This is a genomic window from Faecalispora sporosphaeroides DSM 1294, from assembly GCA_000383295.1.
Lineage (GTDB): Bacteria > Bacillota > Clostridia > Oscillospirales > Acutalibacteraceae > Faecalispora > Faecalispora sporosphaeroides.
This window is the reverse complement of record KB911066.1, coordinates 394,154-411,741: the sequence shown is the minus strand read 5'-3', so window position 1 is coordinate 411,741 and position 17,588 is coordinate 394,154. Positions and strand designations below refer to the sequence as shown.

Genomic DNA, 17,588 nt, shown 5'->3' with positions numbered 1-17,588 from the left:
AAAGCATGGATACGGTTTTTCAGTTTACGATGCCGACCAAAATCATTTTTGAAGACGGCGCAGCTTTTCACGCGGGAGATCAGGTCAAGGGGGAAAGCGTACTGGTGATTTCAGATCCATTTTTATATCAAAGCGGAGTTGCCCGAAAAATCGGCGAAGGTCTTGGCGGCAGGCAAGTGGCGTATTTTAGTGAAATTGAGCCGAACCCCTCCTGCGAGAGTGTGGATGCGGCGGCGCAGGCCGCGCGGGGAACGGGCGCTCTGTGCGTGATCGGCCTCGGCGGCGGCAGCTCGCTGGATGTAGCAAAGGTGGTTGCCTGTCTTGTGAGCAATCCGGGCAGCATTTACGACTATTACGGCGGCGGAACCAAACAGCTGGAACACCGCAAAGCGCAGCTGATCTGCATTCCCACCACGGCGGGCACCGGCAGCGAGGTAACAAATGTCGGTGTGTTCACCAACCGTAAAACCGGGAAGAAGGTTCCTATGCTCAGTCCGCTTTTCTGGCCGGATATCGCTCTGGTCGACAGCACCCTGACCCACACGCTGCCTGCGGCGGTCACGGCCTCCACCGGGATGGATGCGTTCTGCCACGCGATTGAAGCGTACTGGAACCGGGAATCACAGCCGATGTGCGACATGCTTGCCATGCGCGCAATGAAGCTGATTCTGGACAATATCAAAACGGCGTACGATCACCCGCAGGATGCGCAGGCCCGGCGAAACATGAGCTTGGCCAGTACGCTCGCGGGCGTCGCGTTCAGCCAGACCCGCACCACCGGGATTCACGCGGTCAGCTTCCCGCTGACGGTGGAATTCGGGCTGAGTCACGGCGAAGCGTGCTCCATCACGCTGCCTGCTTTTATCCGCGTCAGCGAAGAAAAGAAGCAGAAGAAAATGCGTGAGCTGTGCGGCTGGCTTGGGTTTGCCGACGTTCCGGCGCTGGCGCAGGCGGTGGAAGATTTGATGCGCAGCATGAGCATGCGCACACGACTGCACGAGGTCGGGGTGCGGGAGGAAGATATCGAACAGATCGCGCGGGTCGGGCTGGAGGCGGCGATCATCCGGCTGACCCCGGCGGAGATGAACGAGCGGACGGTGACGGCGCTGCTTCGTTCCATACTGTGATTCCAATAGGAGGAGAAAGATGAGCGAACAACAAATCGATTTGCAGCACCAGGCCAATGTCATCCGCAGGCTGACGCTGGAGGAAATTGGGAAGCTCGGTGTCGGGCATGTCGGCGGCAGTCTTTCCATTTGCGAGGTTCTCGCGGCGCTGTATTTTCGGCTGATGAAGATCGATCCGCAAAATCCCGGCTGGCCGGAGCGCGACCGGCTGGTGCTCTCGAAAGGGCACGGCGGCCCGGCCCTGTATGCCGCGCTGGCGCTGAAGGGCTATTTCCCCGTAGAGCTTCTCGATACCCTGAACCGCCCCGGCACCATGCTCCCCAGCCACTGCGATATGCGGCGCACCGTCGGCATCGATATGACCACCGGTTCGCTGGGGCAGGGCTTTTCCGCCGCGGTCGGAATGGCGCTCGCGGTTCAGATGGACCATTTGCCGAATACGATTTATACCATCATCGGCGACGGCGAAAGTGACGAGGGCCAAATTTGGGAGGCCGCCATGTTTGCGGGCGGAAGGGGCCTCGATTCTCTCGTCGCCTTTACCGATTACAATAAAATGCAAATCGACGGCTATACGCAGGAGATCAATCCGCTCGAGCCGCTGGAGGACAAATGGCGTGCCTTCGGCTGGCATGTGCAGTCGATCGACGGCCACAACACCGATGAGATTGTGGGCGCGGTGGAGCAGGCCAAGCGCGCGCAGGGGAAACCCTCCATGATCCTGCTGCACACGATCAAGGGCAAGGGGGCTTCTTTTTCAGAGGGAAAACTCTCCTCCCACAATATGAAGCTGACCGAAGAAATGTGGAAAGCGGCGGTCGCCGAGCTGGAAAAGGAGGGAGCGTAAAATGAATCAGCCGTTTGAGGGGAAGCTGGAGGAGCATTGGCTGCGGGATACCTATGTGGATCTGCTGCTGGAATACGCCCGGAAGGATGACAGGATCGTCGCGCTGGACGCGGATTTAATGGCGGCCTCGAGTGTGAAACGCTTCTCCCGGCAGATGCCGGGCCGGGCCATCGATGTGGGCGTAGCCGAGGCGAATATGATCGGCGTTGCGGCGGGACTCGCCGCCATGGGGAAAATACCGTTCACGCATTCCTTTACCGCGTTCGCAAGCCGCCGCGTGTGCGACCAGGTGACGCTTTCGGTCGCCTACGCGGGACTGAACGTCAAGATGGTCGGCAGCGACCCGGGAATCACGGCGGAGCTGAACGGCGGCACCCACATGAGCTTGGAGGATGTGTCCATCATGCGGAACATTCCCGGAATGACGGTTTACGAGCCGGTGGACAGCGCCCAGCTGCGCGCGGCGTTCCCGCAGATTCTGGCGCACGACGGCCCCGTGTATATCCGCCTGCTGCGCCGGCCCGCGGTACGGATTTATTCTAAGGACGATAAGCTCACGCTCGGCAAGGCGTTTCTTCTGCGCGAGGGCGGGGACGTCACGATCCTTGCGACGGGAATCATGGTGGCCGAGGCGCTTCTGGCGGCTGAGGAGCTGGCCGGTGAGGGGATCAGCGCCGAGGTGCTGAATGTACATACCGTCAAACCGTTTGACGAAGAAGCGGTTCTTCGCAGCGCGATGAAAACAGGAGCGGTGGTTACGGCGGAAAACGCTTCCGTCATCGGCGGGCTCGGCAGCGCCGCCGCGGAATGCCTTGGGGAGAACTGCCCGGTTCCCCTGCGGCGGGTCGGGGTGCGCGACTGCTTTGGCGAGGTGGGCCTGACCGACTACCTGAAAGAAAAATTCGGCCTCACGGCAAAGGAGATCGTCCGTGCGGCGCATGAAGTGACAGAAAGGAAGAATTTGAGATGAAGGTATTGATTGGATCGGATAAATCCGGGTTTGTCCTGAAAGAAGAGGTCAAAGCGTATCTCACCGGCAAAGGCTACGAAATGACCGACTGCGGCACGCTTGATCCGGAGCAGCCGAAGCCTTTTTTTGAGGTGGCGCCGATCGCGGCGCAGAAAATTCAGAACGGCGAGTTCGAGCGCGCCATTTTGATCTGCGGCACCGGCATGGGCATGGCGATCGTCGCCAATAAGTTCGAGGGCGTTTACGCAGCCTGCTGCGAAAGCACCTATGCGGCCGAAAAATGCCGCGCCATCAACGACGCGAATATCCTCACCATGGGCGGCTGGATCATCGCCGGGATTCTGGGCTGTGAAATGGCAGAAACCTTCCTCACCACCGGGTTTACCGAGAATCTGGAGGAATGGCGGCAGGCGTTTTTGAAAGGCGCAAAACAGAGGGTGAGCGCAATTGAAGAATCTGTTTACCATGTGGGTCAATGATTCCCTGCAAGCGGATCGCTTTTGGCAACTCCCGTTACCATGTCTGCGCCTGTTTTCCCATTCAAAAATCCCGCGAGCCGAACTTCGGCTCGCGGGATTTTTGAATGGGAAACAAAGTCAGAGCTCCTTTTCTTCGCTGCTCAACAGGCCGCCGTTTTCAAAGAACAGGCTTTCCACTGTGGCGGCGGGACCGAGCGTTTCCAGCCCCATGTTGTAATGGCTGAAGCTGACCCGTTCAGTATTGGCATAGCGGGTCAATTGCTGCTGCAAAGACTGCCGGAAGCGCTCGTTTTCAAACAGCTCCCCGTACAGCACCACGCTTTCGGGGTCAAACAGCGTCAGCATATTTTTGATCACGAGGCAAAGGTAGAAAATCACCCGGTCGAGCGTTTGCTCCACGACGGGGTCTTTGGCATTGTAGGCGCGGATGACCTCCTGAATTGTCACCTTCGCAGCGTCGCCGCCGGTCAGATCCCACAGCGCCGGCGTGCGCTGCTCGCTGAGCATGCTTTTCATCGTGTTTTCGATCGAATCGTAATGGATGATTGTCTCAAGGCAGCCCTGATTGCCGCATACGCAGGGCGCGCCGTTCGGGTCGGCGATCATGTGGCCGAGCTGAATCGCCCGGTAGTTGAATACGCTGGACTGTCCGTCCCCCAGCGTGTAGGCCGCGCCAAGGCCCGGGCCGTATTTGATGAACAGCATCGGGTGAATCCGGCGGTGGCTCGAAAGCACGCTTTCCCCATGCGCCAGTGCGCAGATGTTATTGGTCAGCAGCACGGGCATTCGGAGCTTTTCCGATAAAATGGAAGCGACCGGGATATTGCGCTCCTCCCATACCTGAAACGGATTGACGCTGATCCCGCTCACGCTGTCCACAATGCCGTTGATGCTCACGCCGAGCCCCACCATCGTTCTGGTGGAAAGCACATTGTATTCCGCAAGCTTCGCCTGAATCGTATGCGTCAGCTTTTCCAGAATGGCCGGGGCCTTGCGGCGGCAGTCGCCGGTATAGATCAAATCCTCAAACAGGATGGTGTTGTTCAGGTCGGTGCACAGTACCCGGAATTTGTGCCGGGTAATATACACTCCCAGCGCGGCGTAATGGGCACCGTTGATCTGAAGCAGCACCTCGCGCCGCCCTTTTCGGTTGGTGCTTTTTTCCCGTTCCGCTTCCACCTGGCAGAGCAGGCCCTCGTCGAGCAGCTCGCCGGTGATCATCGTGATGGCGGCGGGCGTCAGGCCAAGCCGCAAGGCAATTTCTTTTCTGGAGATGCTGCCGCTCAGGTGAATCAGCTGCAGAATGGAGCCGCGGTTCTGCTTTTTTACTGCCAGCATATTGACTCCGTTTTCGCGCGCATTGGGCATCGGTACGCCCTCCTTCCTGTGCTTTAAATTAATAGAGAACCGGAATGTTCTCTCCCGTGAGCCCGGCGTAAGCGCCATTTTTGGCGGGGGCGCTTTCCGGGTGTGCGATCAGCCATTTTCCCTGCATCCAGAGCAGGCGCTCCTCCCCTCGGGCGTTTTCAGGCAGGCGCTCCAAGGGCAAATTTGTGCCCTGCGGCAGAACGACAACGCATTTGAATCCTTCGTCGCTTACCCTGCAGGGGGCAAAATGAAGCGTGGTTCCGTAAAGCTCGCACGCGGTTCCGGCGGGAACATAATAGCCCTTTACCAAAGAGGTGTCGAGCGTGTTGTCGCGGATATCGCGGGCGTCGGCAAGCAAGAGCACCAGATCGGTCACGGCCAGATCCAGCTCCGGCATCTTGTGGTATTCCAACGCGTTCAGGCGGCTGCCGTTGCCGATGCAGTAGCCGACCTCGATCGGCATGGAGCCGTTCAGCTTTTCTTTTACGGCGGCGGCCAGCTCTGTGTCGGTAAGCCTGGGGTCGTCGGCTACATAAACGTTACCCGATTCAGGAACCGCGATTTGCTCCATTGTTTTGAGCCACGGGGTAAAATCGTATTCCTCTACAATCCGGCCATACTGCCGGAAGGAGTCGTCGGTAACGGGGAGCAGAGACAGCGCCGGATTTTTCTTTACCAGATCAGTATACACATTCCAACCTCCCTCATTGCATTTTAAATTTTCAAATCGTTAAGTGAATTGCAAAAAAATGTCCGCCGAACGTAAGACTGCGTGATTTGAAACAGGGCAGATTATTCTTTTGGTTTGATCTTAGCATAATTTGAAAGGGAAAAGCAATCAAAAATCAATTTAATTAAAAGATTTAATAATATAGCACAAATTGTGATATTTAAAAATAGTAGAGTAAACAAATTTGGAGTATTTCAATAAAAATTGTTTACATTACACAAATTCTAAGATATAATTTGAATCGGGGAGGCACCCGCCAAAGCAGAATAGAATAGGAAAAACAGGATTAAGTTTAGGCACTTAAATAACTTGCTGCAACGGCGGGGCCAGATTTGTTTCGATCGAGAAATCTGAGCGTATTTTAATGTATTAGGAGGTAGTGTAATGAAAAAGTGGATCGCTTTCAGTTTGGCGGCAGCGATTGGAGTGCTTTCCTTTACGGGCTGCAGCGGCCAGACGGGAACGGCATCCGGCGCCGGCAGCAGTCAGGCGGGGCAGGAGGTCACTCTGACGTTCCCCTGTATTTGGGTCGGCTCCGACAGCAAGGCAAAGGTGTTCGGTGAAATGGTCGCAGGCTTTAACACCGAATATGCCGGGAAGTATCAGATTAAACTGGAGGAGCAGACGGACTACGACGCCTACCGCGATAAGATCCGCACCCTGATTTCCACCGGGGCTGCACCGGATCTGTTTACCGTGCAGGATTTTCCGGATCTGGAGCTGTACGCCTCATCGGGCAAGCTGATGAACCTGACCGATTTACTGGCGGAATCCGACATGGCTTCCCGTTTTGAAGACGGGATCGTCGAGAGAGCGCAGATCGACGGCGCAAACTATGCGATGCCCTATGAGAGCGCGGTTGTTCCGATCATGTACAATCAAAAGCTGCTGGAAGAAGCCGGCGTAACGTCCATTCCCACTACATATGATGAATTCTGGGACGCCTGCGCCAAGCTCAAGGCGAAGAACATTTTCCCGACAACGCAGATGACGAGCGCCAACGCGTGGACCTCCATGCTTTGGTATTCTTATGCTCTGGCGGCCTGCGGCGGCGCGGACGTTTATAAAAACGGCTTTGATGACCCCGCGTTTGAAAAAGCGGCGGAGATCATGGTGAAACTGTTCCAGAACACCTCGTCCGACGCGGTCGGTGCGGACGCCACTGTGGTAAACGGCCACTTCTTCAATGAGCGTGCCGCCATTTACACCAACGGCTCCTGGATTTTGGGCCGCATTAAGAAAGAGGGCGTGCAGGGCCTGTACGACAATCTGGTGCTTGCACCCGGCCTGAGCTACGGCGGCAAAAACGGCGGCGCGTATATCAGCACCATTCAGGCGTATCTGGTGGCGGGCAAGCAGGATGATCCGCAGAAGGCCGAGGCGGCCAAAGCGTTCCTGCGCTATGTCAGCGATCCCGAACGTGTGGTAGAGCTTGCAAACTCCTCCGGCGCTTTGTTCGCCATTAAAATGGATGCCTCAAAAATCGCAGACCCGCTGCAGGCCGAGATCGTAAAGCAGAGCGCCGCGGCGTCTTTCATGATCGGCCATTTTCAGGGCTCTGTTCCCACGGCTGTGGCAAATGAGTTCCCTGCGGCGCTGGAATCCCTTGTGATCGGCGACATTACCCCTGCTGAATTTGTGCAGCATTTGAAGGAAGTAAAGGACAGCAACAGCTGACAAATCCGGTTTTCGGGCGACATCGGTTATGCCGCGGGCGGGATCGTGTTTCTTGTGCTGCCCGCGGCCTTTCTTTGAAAAGGAAACAGGGGAGTTTACTATGAAGATCACAAAGCAGGACAGGATCGGCATCGTTCTTTTTCTTGCACCGGCGCTTTTGTTGATTCTGGTATTTTTTATCGTCCCAATCCTTTCCGTTGGCGTCACCAGCTTTTTTAAATGGAATGGGATCACTGCGCCGGAATTCAGCGGATGGCAGAACTATGCCAAGATTTTTTCAGATAAGGTTTTTTGGCGCAGCGCCAGAAATAATTTAATCTGGGTAGCAGGTGCCTGCCTGGTGCAGGTTCCCTTGGCACTGATCATGGCGATGGTGCTTTCTACAAAGCCCCGCGGATGGAAAATCTTTCGGACCGTTTATTTTTTGCCGCAGGTGATCTCCGGCATTGCCATTGCCATGCTGTGGTCGGCGGTATACAACAGTGAATTCGGTCTGTTGAACGGCCTGCTCAAGCTGGTGGGCCTGGGGGATTCGACCCGCAATTGGCTGGGAGACCCCAAAACGGCATTTCCCTGTGTGCTGGTGTACGGCCTATTCTACATCGGGTATTTTATGGTCATCCTGATGGCCGGGATCAGCGATATTGACGAAAGCTATTACGAAGCAGCCACCATCGACGGCGCGAGCCGCCTGCAGATGGAATGGCATATAACGATTCCCCTCATTCGGTACTCCATCATGACCTGCGTAACGCTGGCAGCCGTGTACGCGCTGCGCACCTTCGAGCAGCTGTATCTGCTCACGAACGGCGGCCCGGCCAACCGTACCTCGGTCTTGGTGCTGTACCTGTACAATCAGATGCGCAATAACAATTACGGCGGCGCCAATGCTTCGAGCATGATGCTGATTCTGACCGGCACGCTGGTGATTATTGTGGTGCGCAGGCTGTTTGCGGAAAAGAGAAGATAGGGGGAGCGTTATGGAAGGAATTGTAAAAGGAAAAGCCGGTAACAGCGCCAGTGGCGTGTTGTGTCTGATTCTCAAATGGGTTATCATCCTTCTGTTTGCGGTGTACACGCTGTTCCCGCTGCTGTGGCTGTTGATTACATCGCTGAAAACCAACGCCGAGTATTTCAATAATCCGTTTTCTTTCCCGGCCGTTCCGCAGTTTCAGAATTATATCAACGCGTTTTCTCAGGCAAATTTGGGGCAGATGATCTGGAATTCCGTAACGGTTGCGGTGATTGCCACCGCGGCGAATGTGTTTGTGGCCGCTATGGCCTCGTATGCGATCTCCCGCTTTGACTTTAAAGGAAAAGAAATCTTCTTCGCCATTTTTTCCGCCGGCGTGATGGTTCCGCTCAATGCCTTGATGGTTCCGTATTTTACGATTTTCAGCAGGATCGGCCTGCTCGATTCCATGAACGCGCTGCGGATTTTGTACACGGCGATCGGTCTGCCCATTGCGGTCATCATTATCCGCGGATTTATGGATTCTCTGCCGCGCGAAATCGAGGAGGCGGCGTACATCGACGGCTGCGGATTTTTCGGGCGCTTTTTTCAGATCATTCTGCCGCTTTCCAAAACGGGGCTGATTACGGCGGCCACGTTTCAGTTCATCACCTGTTGGAATGAATTTGTTTACGCCAATCTGCTGACCTCATCGCCGCAGAATAAAACGATCCAGATCGGGATCCGTTATTTTACCAACCAGTTTACAACGGATTATGTATCGATGTATGCGGCGATTATCATAGCGATTGTGCCCAGCGTTCTGGGGTATGCGTTCTTCCAGAAGCAGATTATTTCCGGCATGACCAGCGGTGCGGTGAAGGGCTGACCGCCGCGCGGAGCGGCGACAGTGCCCGCTGCAAAAACCATTTCTCAGAGTTTACGCCATACAGTTTTGCATAACAGCCAGGAGCGTCGGGCCATTGGCCCGACGCTCCTGGCTGCAGAAAAGCGGGGCGGGTACCGCCTTCCTCAACGATTTTTAAACAGCCTCAGGACCCACAGGAGAATCATAGAGCCAATCACAGCAACCAACAGGCTCCACAGGTTGAATCCGGTGATTCCCACACCGCCGAGCACGTTCATTAAAAAACCGCCGATTAATGCGCCGACGATGCCAACTACGATGTTTGCAAACGCGCCCATAGAGGCATCGGTATTCATAAATTTGCTTGCAATCCACCCGGCCAGTGCGCCAATAACGACCCAAGCGAATATACCCATAGATAAAACCTCCTTCTTCCACTGATTCATATGAAGTTTTGCCCCAATAATCAGCCGATTATTCATTATAGCAAACTGCAGCAAATTTGTCATCCGCGCGGCGGAAAAGAAAACTCAGTATACATCAGAACGAGATATCAAGCGGATCTGTATCATCCGCACGGGCTGAAAAAAGACCTGCTCCGCCGCACGGAATCGGGGTGTTTTTTATCATGATTTCATAAGATTTAACTGTATGATTGGGCAAATTCCTAAAAAGCTATTTTTTTAAAAAAAAGCCTTGCTTTTTTGGACACATCATGATATTATAGTCAGGCAGTTCAGCGAAAAACGACGAATTTTCCACGGAATTGTTTTGTGGGGGTATAGCTCAGCTGGGAGAGCGCTTGAATGGCATTCAAGAGGTCAGCGGTTCGATCCCGCTTATCTCCACCAAATAAGAGAAGCCTGTAACTTAATGGTTGCAGGCTTTTTTTTGCTTCAATGCAGTTCTTTGAACGCTTCATCTGCCGATGCGGGCCGGCACGCTTTCAAAATGAAAACGCTCTGTTTCTCGCTCCAGCATTTTGCTGCGGAACATACCGGCCGAACAGCGGTTTTTTATAAAGCTAATAAAAATACGTTCCTCTATCGTCGCCTTGCGCGGTTAATTGGCATGAGCCTTAGCGATTATTTGTGCCGGGCATTTTTCACCGTCTGTAAACCATTTGCATTCGCGGCATTCAAAACAGGGCTTGTAATCGCTGTTTTTCGCGGAATGTTTTATAAAATCCGAATCGGCGAAAAAGGGCTTTCCATATGCGACAAAATCACAGCCGCCATTTTCAATCAACTCATTTCCTCTGCTCAATGTCTGAATACCGTTTACCGCGATGACGGGGATGCTCACATGCTTATTGACATGGCATCCGGTGTAAACTACGTCATTATACTCAAAACCCGCAGGCAGCTGCAGTTTTCTATCCTTCGGTATGCCGGTAGACACATGCAGCATATCAATTCCCATATGCTCCAGAGCTTGCGCAGTCTGAACATCTATATCCAGGTCGCCTCCCCAACCCATTCGGTACGACAAAATAAAGTCATCTCCGCTGAAGCTTTTGATCGCTTCCGTAATTTCCCTTGCCAGAGTCAATCTTCCGGTCAAGTCGCCGCCGTAAGCATCCTCTCGTTTGTTGGAATAGGACGAAGCCATCATATTCAGAAAAAAGGTATGCGCACCATGCAGTTCAATCCCATCAAGGCCAGCCTTCAGGCAGATCTCGGCGCCGCGAATAAACCAATCTCTGATTTTGATCAAGTCTTGTTTTGTCAGCTTGTTGACATCGTCCGAACGGTCGTCATAAAAGCCGAATCCGGGCAAGCCAAGCTGCGCAAAAAAGCGGGTGCCGTTTGTGTGGCAGGCTTTCGCTATTTTGCTCAGGTAGCCGATGTGCTGATCAGAATAAGCGCCGGCCCCGCCCGCTGTCTCCCGTTCGGTTGAAACACCAAGCGTCTGGCTGATCATCAGGCCGATCCCTTTATCCGCCCGCACCAGATAATCCTGCAGCAATTTTTCCCCCATGACGCCGTTTTCGCTCGGCAAGCCGAAGCGTACCATGGGGGCCATAACAATCCTGTTTGTGAAATAGACGTTTTTTACTTGAATCGGACTAAATATATCGAACATACCATTTACATTCCTTTCGGTTCATGGCAAATAAGAGCATTTGTCTTTCTGGCGGATACTTACGCTAGCTTCAGCAGCCGGGCTATGTTTTCACCTAAAACCGCGTTTGCTACGGCAGAGGTCCTGGCAAATTGCAAAACGGCATTTTTAGACAGCTGCAAATCGCCAAAGGGGCGGTCGACCCCAAAGAAACATTTCTTTGGCACTTCATTGATAACGCTCGCCAAAACAAAGGTTGAATAGTATGCGGAGGTATCCAGATATAAATTGGGAATTTCTTTTACAAGCGCCACCGTTGCAAGCCAGTTGCTCCCGCCCAGGTGCCCTAAAATGACAGGAGTTTCCGGGTAATCTTTTGCCAGCTCTGAAATTTTTTTTATATCCGCGGCTGTCAGCGGAAAAAAAGCGTGTATCCAGATTGGAAGATTGTGAAACTCCTGTGAAGCACAAAAAATATTTTTTAAAAGACGGATTTAGCCGCTTCCGAGTGTGAATTCACCCATCCCTGCCAAATTGTTTTTTTGAATCGTTTCATCAACATATTGAAGCGTGGGCTTTCGTTCAAGGCCTGCCGGAACCGCGCCAAACCCGATATAGCGGTCGGGATATTGCCGGATCGCGTCCCTAAGCTCCAATACGGCTTTTTGCCGCTCCTCTACCATAGACCCCTTTTTCCCGGCCAACAGGTCATTCAGAAATTCCATAGAGGATTTCACTTCGGCAAAGTTCTTGGCTGCCTCCGGGTGAAAGGCTGTGGAGAATAAAACGGTTTTATCGATCCCGGCCGCGTCCATCGCTTTTATATGTTCCTGAACCGGCAAGGTAACGTGGGAGTGCCCGTCGATGATCATAAAAATATCCCCTTTTCTGTAAGTTGAAGGATCCTTTCCTTTGTATTATAATTGTTTTGTACAGAAAAGGAAGAATGCACTTTTTTGTAGGATACTTACGAAAAGGAGAGTGAAACGATGGCTGAAAAAATATGCTTTGTCAGCAACAAGGAGCCGTTTGAATATACATTATCTATTGTAAGCGGAAAATGGAAATTAAAAATTATTTACCTCCTTGCCTGTACTGCTCCAGCAAGATACAATTTCCTGAAAAAGAATATAGACGCAATTACCCATAAAATGTTAAGCACACAGCTGAAGGAGCTGGAATCGCAAGGTATTGTTTCCCGAAAGGAATATCCTCAGGTGCCTCCAAAGGTGGAATACTCTCTCACTCCCAAAGGGGAAAGCCTGATTCCGATCGTTATCGCCATGTGCGATTGGGGGAAAGCACATTCACAGCCCCCAAAGCAATAAAGGGCGATACGCGCGTGAAAGGCAACGCAGCGGGAGGCTCTTTTCAAAAAATCTGCTTGCCCTTTTTGTTCCGATTCCACTAAGGGATGAATCGCGCCGCCCTTTTCCATCAGCTTTGAAGCTTGTAAATATTTTGTATGGGAAGCTCCCGTTCCGGCCATACATGAGAGGAAAAGCTTGTTCCGGCCGGATACAGGCGTATCATGGGATTACGGCTTGATCGAGGTTTCGTCGATCTCCGCCTGCGCTTCGCTGATGATTTCCTCCACGTCCTCTTTCAAATCCTCAGAAAGCCCCTTGTTGCGCTGGAGCCGGATTCCGGGGACAAACGCAACGACGGAGCCGGTCAAAATAAAGAGGATGCCCACCGTCATGGGGAGCGTGATCGCTTCTTTCAGAATGAGGAAGGCGAAAAGCGGCGCGAGGATCGGCTTGATGTAAAATACAAGCGCAGCTGTCGCGGCCGATGTTTGTTCCATCGCCAAAAAGTAGAAGGTATACCCAAGCCCGGTAACGAAAATACCGGCGTACAAAAGGCCGGGCAGCGTGCCAAGGCCGATTCCGCTGATCAGCGGAACGCGGGCAAACAGGCTGAGGCCGGCGGCGTTCAAACCGTCCGCAACCGGGCCGATGTGCCCGATCCCGATCAGAAGGAGCATTTCGGCACATCCGAACAAAAAGCTCAGGCAGGTCAGCGTGATCCCTCCGTACCGCCCGCTGCGCGTGCGGCCAATCACATTGTACAGCGCAAAGGTCAGGGCCGCGCCGATGGTGAACAGAATGCCGATAAAGTTGGAGGGCGCCAGATGCAGCGGGTCGATGATGGTGAGCATTCCGATCACGCTGAGAAGAATGGAAAGGATGGTGTGCCGATACACCTTTTCCGCCAGCATCAGGTAAGCGAACAGGACGGTAAAAACGGAATTGCAGCTGAACAGAACCGCTACAACAGAAGCCTTCGAGTACAAAATCCCGAGCTGAAACAGAATCATGCTCACGACAACGCAGATGAATCCCGTAAAAGCGAAGAAGGCGAAATCTGACCGTTGCAGCTTTAATTTTTTCTCTTTCTTCTCCTTTGCGGCCAGTGGCAGCAAAATAAGCCCGCCGATGAAAAAGCGCAGAAAGGTCAGCTGAATCGCGTTGAGCGATGCGGCGGTCAGCTTCAGCGCAATTTCCATGGAGCTGAACAGAACGGTTGCCAAAAGAATGTAAAGATACCCTTTTTTCAAGCAGAAAAACCTCGAATCTCACTTTGTTTTTTTGAATTGTCCCACCCGGAATGGACAAATCATGAATCCCGTTCCGGCGGGAGATCTTCTATGAATACTAATTCAGTATAGCATGCCGTAAAAGAGGAGTAAAATATCGGTTACATATCAATTGATATGTATTTCGTTTCAAAGGGGAGGAGCCGGATGGATATCCGTCAAATGGAATATTTTCTCGCGGTATGCGAGGAGGGGCAGATTACAAAGGCGGCCCGCCGCCTGAATATGGCGCAGCCGCCGCTGAGCCAGCAGATTCAAAAGCTGGAGGAAGAGGCCGGTACCGCTCTGCTCGAGAGAAACGGCCACCGCATCTTCCCAACGGAGGCAGGGGCGCTTTTGTACGAGCGGGCAAAGCAGGTTCTGGCTCTGGTGCGCACTACGGAAAGGGATCTTTACCATATGGGGGAGGGGCGTCAGGGAACCCTGCGCCTTGGCATGGTGATGTCCTCTTCCGCGTTTGTTCTGCAAAGCTGCCTGCCGGTGTTCCACAGCCGCTACCCGCAGGCCCGGCTGCAATTGTGGGAGGGGGACACAAACCGGGTCGCCGGTTTGGTGGATCAGGGCGTTGCGGAGATCGGAATCATCCGCACCCCCTTTTCCTTTGGAAATTACAGCTATGCGGATGACGGCTCCGGGAACCGCAGCCCGATGCTGGCCGTTTTTCAGCCGCAGTGGATTCCGGATTTTGGAGCCGGGGATTTGCCGCTCCATCTGCTGAAAAATAAGCCGCTGATCATTCACCGCCGGCACGAGCAGAATGTGACGCAGGCGTGTACGGCCCATGGATTTGTGCCGAACCTGTTCTGCCGGTGTGACGATGTGCGCTCCATGCTGACTCTGGCCGCAACCGGCATGGGCGTGTGCCTCATCCCGCAGCCTCGTTTTCATTGGAAGCCGGAGAGCGGGGTGCGTGCGGTGCGGGTGGAGGAGCCGCTTTTGATGACGGGCACGGCGGTCATTTGGAGAAAGGACGTGTCTCTTTCGCCGGTCGCGGAGAACTTTATCCGCATTTTCTGCGGCCCCGATGCGGAAGCGGGAGCGCGTTTGGAAAATTCGCCAAGTGAATAAAAGCGCAAAATCAAAGTCCGCCGGCAGCACCGGCGGACTTTGATGAGTTTGGGCCAATTTTCGGGATTGGCCCCGCCAAAACCGGGTAGGAGGCCCCGGCCTGGTTTAAATTGCGTAATCCTCCACCGAATCCATCAGCCCGTGCTCTAAAAGGATTTCCTCCAGCCGGGCCTGTGTCATCGGTTTCGGAATCGTAAACTGCGTATTTGCGTCAATGGCCTTGGCAAGATTGCGGTATTCCTGCGCCTGCAGGGAGCCCGGGTTGAATTCGATCACGGTTTTGCGGCGAATCTCCGCCCGCTGCACCACGTTGTCGCGGGGAACAAAGTAGATCAGCTGGGTACCCAGCTCCGCGGCAAAGGCCCGCAGCAAATCCAGCTCGCGGTCCACGTTCCGGCTGTTGCAGATGATTCCGCCAAGCCGCACACCGCCTGTTCTGGCATACCGTGCGATTCCTTTGGAAATATTGTTCGCGGCGTAGAGGGCCATCATTTCGCCGCTGGCGACGATATAGATTTCTTTTGCTTTTCCTTCCCGGATCGGCATGGCAAACCCGCCGCATACCACATCGCCCAGCACGTCGTAAAAAACGTAGTCGAGCTCTTCCGTATATGCTCCGAGCCGTTCCAGAAGATTGATCGAGGTGATGATTCCGCGACCGGCACAGCCCACGCCGGGCTCCGGCCCGCCGGATTCCACGCACTTGATTCCAAGGTATCCGTCCCGCAGAATATTGGGCAGCTCAATGGAATCTCCTGTTTCGCGCAGGGTATCGAGCACGGTTCTCTGGGACAGTCCGCCCAAAAGCAGTCTGGTGGAATCGGCCTTTGGGTCGCAGCCTACGACCATCACCTTTTTGCCGCTTTCCGCCAATCCTGCTGTTAAATTCTGTGTTGTGGTGGATTTTCCGATTCCGCCCTTGCCGTAAATGGCAATCTGTCTGAGTGGCTTTTTGTCTGACATGCTATAATCTCCTTAAATGGTGTATTCCGGCTGCGGGGCAGCGCTGGCCAGGTGCAGCTTTTCCAGGATGCTGCCGCGCATTGCCGCAAAATCATGGCTGTTCCTCGGCCTTGGGCGGCGCAGGGGAACCTCCAGTATTTCGCTGATTTTTCCGGGCCGGGGTGTCATGATGACAATCCGGTCGCTGAAATAGAGCGCTTCATCTACGTCGTGGGTCACCAGTATCATCGTTGTTTCGTTGTTTTTCCACAGCTCGAGCAGCTTATCCTGTAAATCCGCTCTTGTAAAAGCGTCCAGCGCGCCCATGGGTTCATCCAGCAGTAAAACAGTCGGGTGATTGATGAGGGCCCGGGCAATGGCCACCCGCTGGGCCATGCCGCCGGAAATCTGATGGGGATACGCCTTTTCAAAGCCGTTCAGCCCGATCAGTTTAATAAACTGAGGTACTTCTCCTTTGCAGGCCTGATATGTGTTTCGAGCCTTTAATCCCGATGCGATGTTTTGTGATATCGTCAGCCAGGGGAACAGACTCCCCTGCTGAAATACATAGCCCCGGTCGGGGCTGGGGTCTGTTATGGGTTCCCCTTTCAATGTGATTTTCCCGGATTCCGGGAAATCCAGGCCGGCAATCAGCCGCAGCAGCGTTGTTTTGCCGCAGCCGGAGGGCCCGATAATGGAGATGAATTCCCCGCGCCGAACCGAAAGATGAATATCCCGAAGGGCTTCCACCGAATTTTCGTCGGTATCCAGGTAAGTCCGGTTGACGGATTCAATCTTAAGCAAAATTTCGCCGCTCATCTCACCACTCCTTTCTGCCACCGCAGAACACGGCCCTGAATCGCTCCAATGGCCTTCATGATCGCCGAAAACAGGATCGCCATCACCAGAATGGCCGCAAAGACCTTATAATAGGCGGACCATACCTTGGAGGCATTGATGTAATACCCAAGTCCGCCGGGCTGGCCCATCATTTCCGACATGACCAGCGTGGTAAAGGCAAACCCGTTGGCCGTAGAGATACCGGTGAAAATCTGCGGCGTGGCGTGGGGAATCGCCACGTGAAAAACCAGATAGGGCGTTTTTGCGCCCAGAGTACGTGCAACCTCAAAGAGGGTTCTGGGGGTGCTGGCAATTCCCTGCGCCGTTAAAAAGGCCACGGGGAACCACGCGCAGATGACGATCAGAAAAGCGGCCGCTGAAAACGGGGTGGGGAAGAGCGTCAGCGCGAAGGGCATCCAGGCCACAGCCGGAATGACTCCCGTGATTTTCAGAACCGGGAAAACCCAGTAATAGACCTTCGGAAACCAGCCGATCAGAATCCCCGTGCCGACCCCAAACGCGACGCCAGACACAAAGCCTACGGTGAAAAGGCGCAGGGAATACAGCGTGTTCTGAAAGATGAATCCACCTTCCAATAAGAACGATTCGATGATTCTGGATGGCCCGGGGAAAAAGGGCATCGGCAGCCATTGCAGCTTTGTTCCGAGAATATCCCAAAGGGCCAGTGCCAACCCGCTGGCAAAGCAGAAAGAGACGCGGCTTAGAAATTTTTCTTTTCGCGCCGGGTCGAAAAGGGAAAAGACGGAAAGCCCGGCATACAGCAGCACAATTCCCGAAAGCACAAGGCGATAAGCCAGATTCGCCGTCAGCTCCAGGCCGCCGACAGGGTACACCTTTGTTTCGATTTCGGCAACCTGCGGGAAGAGGACGTTGACCAGTATGGCGGCGACAAACCCGGTAACGGATACCGCGGATTCAAACAAATATCTGGAATTGGATACAAAGAGGTGGGGGAGCCGCCCCGGCTTTGGCCGAGGCAGCGCCGTACCCTTTGCAATCAAAGAAAGGATGCTCACAGAATAACCTCCCAACAGAA

At 53.8% G+C, this 17,588-nt stretch carries 19 protein-coding genes and 1 tRNA gene; 10 read left to right on the top strand and 10 right to left on the bottom strand.

What is annotated here, in order from left to right; all coding sequences use genetic code 11:
• Positions 1 to 5: 5 nt before the first annotated feature.
• From G340_RS0102155 to G340_RS0102140, 4 genes are read left to right on the top strand one after another with little or no spacing between them, the layout of a single operon-like run.
• Entirely contained in the window at positions 6 to 1,127 is a 1,122-nt protein-coding gene (locus G340_RS0102155) for an iron-containing alcohol dehydrogenase family protein (RefSeq protein WP_020072011.1), read from the top strand.
• Positions 1,128 to 1,146: 19 nt separating this feature from the next.
• Positions 1,147 to 1,974 (top strand): transketolase, encoded by an 828-nt coding sequence (locus G340_RS0102150; RefSeq protein ID WP_020072010.1) that lies wholly within the window; start codon positions 1,147 to 1,149, stop codon positions 1,972 to 1,974.
• Between the two features lies 1 nt (position 1,975).
• Positions 1,976 to 2,944, top strand: a complete 969-nt coding sequence (locus G340_RS0102145; RefSeq protein WP_020072009.1) for a transketolase family protein — start codon at positions 1,976 to 1,978, stop codon at positions 2,942 to 2,944.
• Positions 2,941 to 3,423 carry an RpiB/LacA/LacB family sugar-phosphate isomerase gene (locus G340_RS0102140; protein ID WP_020072008.1) on the top strand — a complete coding sequence of 161 codons (483 nt, stop codon included), beginning with the start codon at positions 2,941 to 2,943 and terminating at the stop codon, positions 3,421 to 3,423. Before G340_RS0102145 ends, G340_RS0102140 begins: the two co-directional genes overlap by 4 nt.
• A 117-nt stretch (positions 3,424 to 3,540) precedes the next feature.
• Here the strand turns inward: G340_RS0102140 and G340_RS0102135 are convergent, their stop codons facing one another.
• Together G340_RS0102135 and G340_RS0102130 are read right to left on the bottom strand one after the other, a co-directional pair.
• Entirely contained in the window at positions 3,541 to 4,791 is a 1,251-nt protein-coding gene (locus tag G340_RS0102135) for an ROK family transcriptional regulator (protein WP_020072007.1), read from the bottom strand.
• Between the two features lie 28 nt (positions 4,792 to 4,819).
• A complete protein-coding gene (locus G340_RS0102130) occupies positions 4,820 to 5,482 on the bottom strand; it encodes a DUF4867 family protein (RefSeq protein WP_020072006.1) in 663 nt (220 codons plus the stop codon).
• 423 nt (positions 5,483 to 5,905) lie between these two features.
• Here G340_RS0102130 and G340_RS0102125 point away from each other — a divergent pair, with 423 nt between their 5' ends.
• From G340_RS0102125 to G340_RS0102115, 3 genes are all read left to right on the top strand, one after another.
• A complete protein-coding gene (locus tag G340_RS0102125) occupies positions 5,906 to 7,198 on the top strand; it encodes an ABC transporter substrate-binding protein (RefSeq protein WP_020072005.1) in 1,293 nt (430 codons plus the stop codon).
• Between the two features lie 100 nt (positions 7,199 to 7,298).
• Complete coding sequence (locus tag G340_RS0102120) at positions 7,299 to 8,168, top strand: carbohydrate ABC transporter permease (RefSeq protein WP_020072004.1); 870 nt, start codon at positions 7,299 to 7,301, stop codon at positions 8,166 to 8,168.
• Between the two features lie 10 nt (positions 8,169 to 8,178).
• Complete coding sequence (locus G340_RS0102115) at positions 8,179 to 9,039, top strand: carbohydrate ABC transporter permease (protein ID WP_020072003.1); 861 nt, start codon at positions 8,179 to 8,181, stop codon at positions 9,037 to 9,039.
• A gap of 143 nt (positions 9,040 to 9,182) precedes the next feature.
• On the opposite strand, the gene G340_RS0102110 is transcribed toward G340_RS0102115, so the two are convergent.
• Positions 9,183 to 9,464 carry a GlsB/YeaQ/YmgE family stress response membrane protein gene (locus G340_RS0102110; RefSeq protein WP_456151858.1) on the bottom strand — a complete coding sequence of 94 codons (282 nt, stop codon included), beginning with the start codon at positions 9,462 to 9,464 and terminating at the stop codon, positions 9,183 to 9,185.
• 329 nt (positions 9,465 to 9,793) lie between these two features.
• Between G340_RS0102110 and G340_RS0102105 the strand changes: the two genes are divergently transcribed.
• Positions 9,794 to 9,869 (top strand) — tRNA-Ala (locus tag G340_RS0102105).
• 211 nt (positions 9,870 to 10,080) lie between these two features.
• Here the strand turns inward: G340_RS0102105 and G340_RS0102100 are convergent.
• Genes G340_RS0102100 through G340_RS18335 form a run of 3 tightly spaced genes read right to left on the bottom strand, consistent with a single transcriptional unit; the run spans position 10,081 to position 11,954 of the window.
• Entirely contained in the window at positions 10,081 to 11,103 is a 1,023-nt protein-coding gene (locus G340_RS0102100) for an oxidoreductase (protein ID WP_020072001.1), read from the bottom strand.
• A 59-nt stretch (positions 11,104 to 11,162) separates the two neighbouring features.
• On the bottom strand, positions 11,163 to 11,522 hold the full coding sequence (locus G340_RS18340) for an amidohydrolase family protein (protein WP_326522313.1): 360 nt from the start codon (positions 11,520 to 11,522) through the stop codon (positions 11,163 to 11,165).
• A gap of 54 nt (positions 11,523 to 11,576) precedes the next feature.
• Positions 11,577 to 11,954, bottom strand: a complete 378-nt coding sequence (locus G340_RS18335) for an amidohydrolase family protein (RefSeq protein ID WP_020071999.1) — start codon at positions 11,952 to 11,954, stop codon at positions 11,577 to 11,579.
• A gap of 117 nt (positions 11,955 to 12,071) precedes the next feature.
• On the opposite strand from G340_RS18335, the gene G340_RS0102090 reads away from it, so the two are divergent.
• On the top strand, positions 12,072 to 12,410 hold the full coding sequence (locus G340_RS0102090) for a winged helix-turn-helix transcriptional regulator (RefSeq protein ID WP_020071998.1): 339 nt from the start codon (positions 12,072 to 12,074) through the stop codon (positions 12,408 to 12,410).
• A gap of 209 nt (positions 12,411 to 12,619) precedes the next feature.
• Here G340_RS0102090 and G340_RS0102085 read toward each other — a convergent pair whose 3' ends face one another.
• Positions 12,620 to 13,642, bottom strand: coding sequence for a DMT family transporter (locus G340_RS0102085; RefSeq protein ID WP_020071997.1), 1,023 nt, complete (start codon positions 13,640 to 13,642; stop codon positions 12,620 to 12,622).
• 186 nt (positions 13,643 to 13,828) lie between these two features.
• On the opposite strand from G340_RS0102085, the gene G340_RS0102080 reads away from it, so the two are divergent.
• Positions 13,829 to 14,749 carry a LysR family transcriptional regulator gene (locus G340_RS0102080; RefSeq protein WP_020071996.1) on the top strand — a complete coding sequence of 307 codons (921 nt, stop codon included), beginning with the start codon at positions 13,829 to 13,831 and terminating at the stop codon, positions 14,747 to 14,749.
• Positions 14,750 to 14,854: 105 nt separating this feature from the next.
• On the opposite strand, the gene nifH is transcribed toward G340_RS0102080, so the two are convergent.
• The 3 genes from nifH to G340_RS0102065 are packed head-to-tail and all read right to left on the bottom strand — an operon-like array spanning position 14,855 to position 17,568.
• Positions 14,855 to 15,712 carry a nitrogenase iron protein gene (gene nifH / locus G340_RS0102075; RefSeq protein WP_020071995.1) on the bottom strand — a complete coding sequence of 286 codons (858 nt, stop codon included), beginning with the start codon at positions 15,710 to 15,712 and terminating at the stop codon, positions 14,855 to 14,857.
• A gap of 12 nt (positions 15,713 to 15,724) precedes the next feature.
• Entirely contained in the window at positions 15,725 to 16,510 is a 786-nt protein-coding gene (locus G340_RS0102070; protein ID WP_020071994.1) for an ABC transporter ATP-binding protein, read from the bottom strand.
• Entirely contained in the window at positions 16,507 to 17,568 is a 1,062-nt protein-coding gene (locus tag G340_RS0102065) for an ABC transporter permease (protein WP_020071993.1), read from the bottom strand. Before G340_RS0102065 ends, G340_RS0102070 begins: the two co-directional genes overlap by 4 nt.
• Positions 17,569 to 17,588 lie beyond the last annotated feature (20 nt).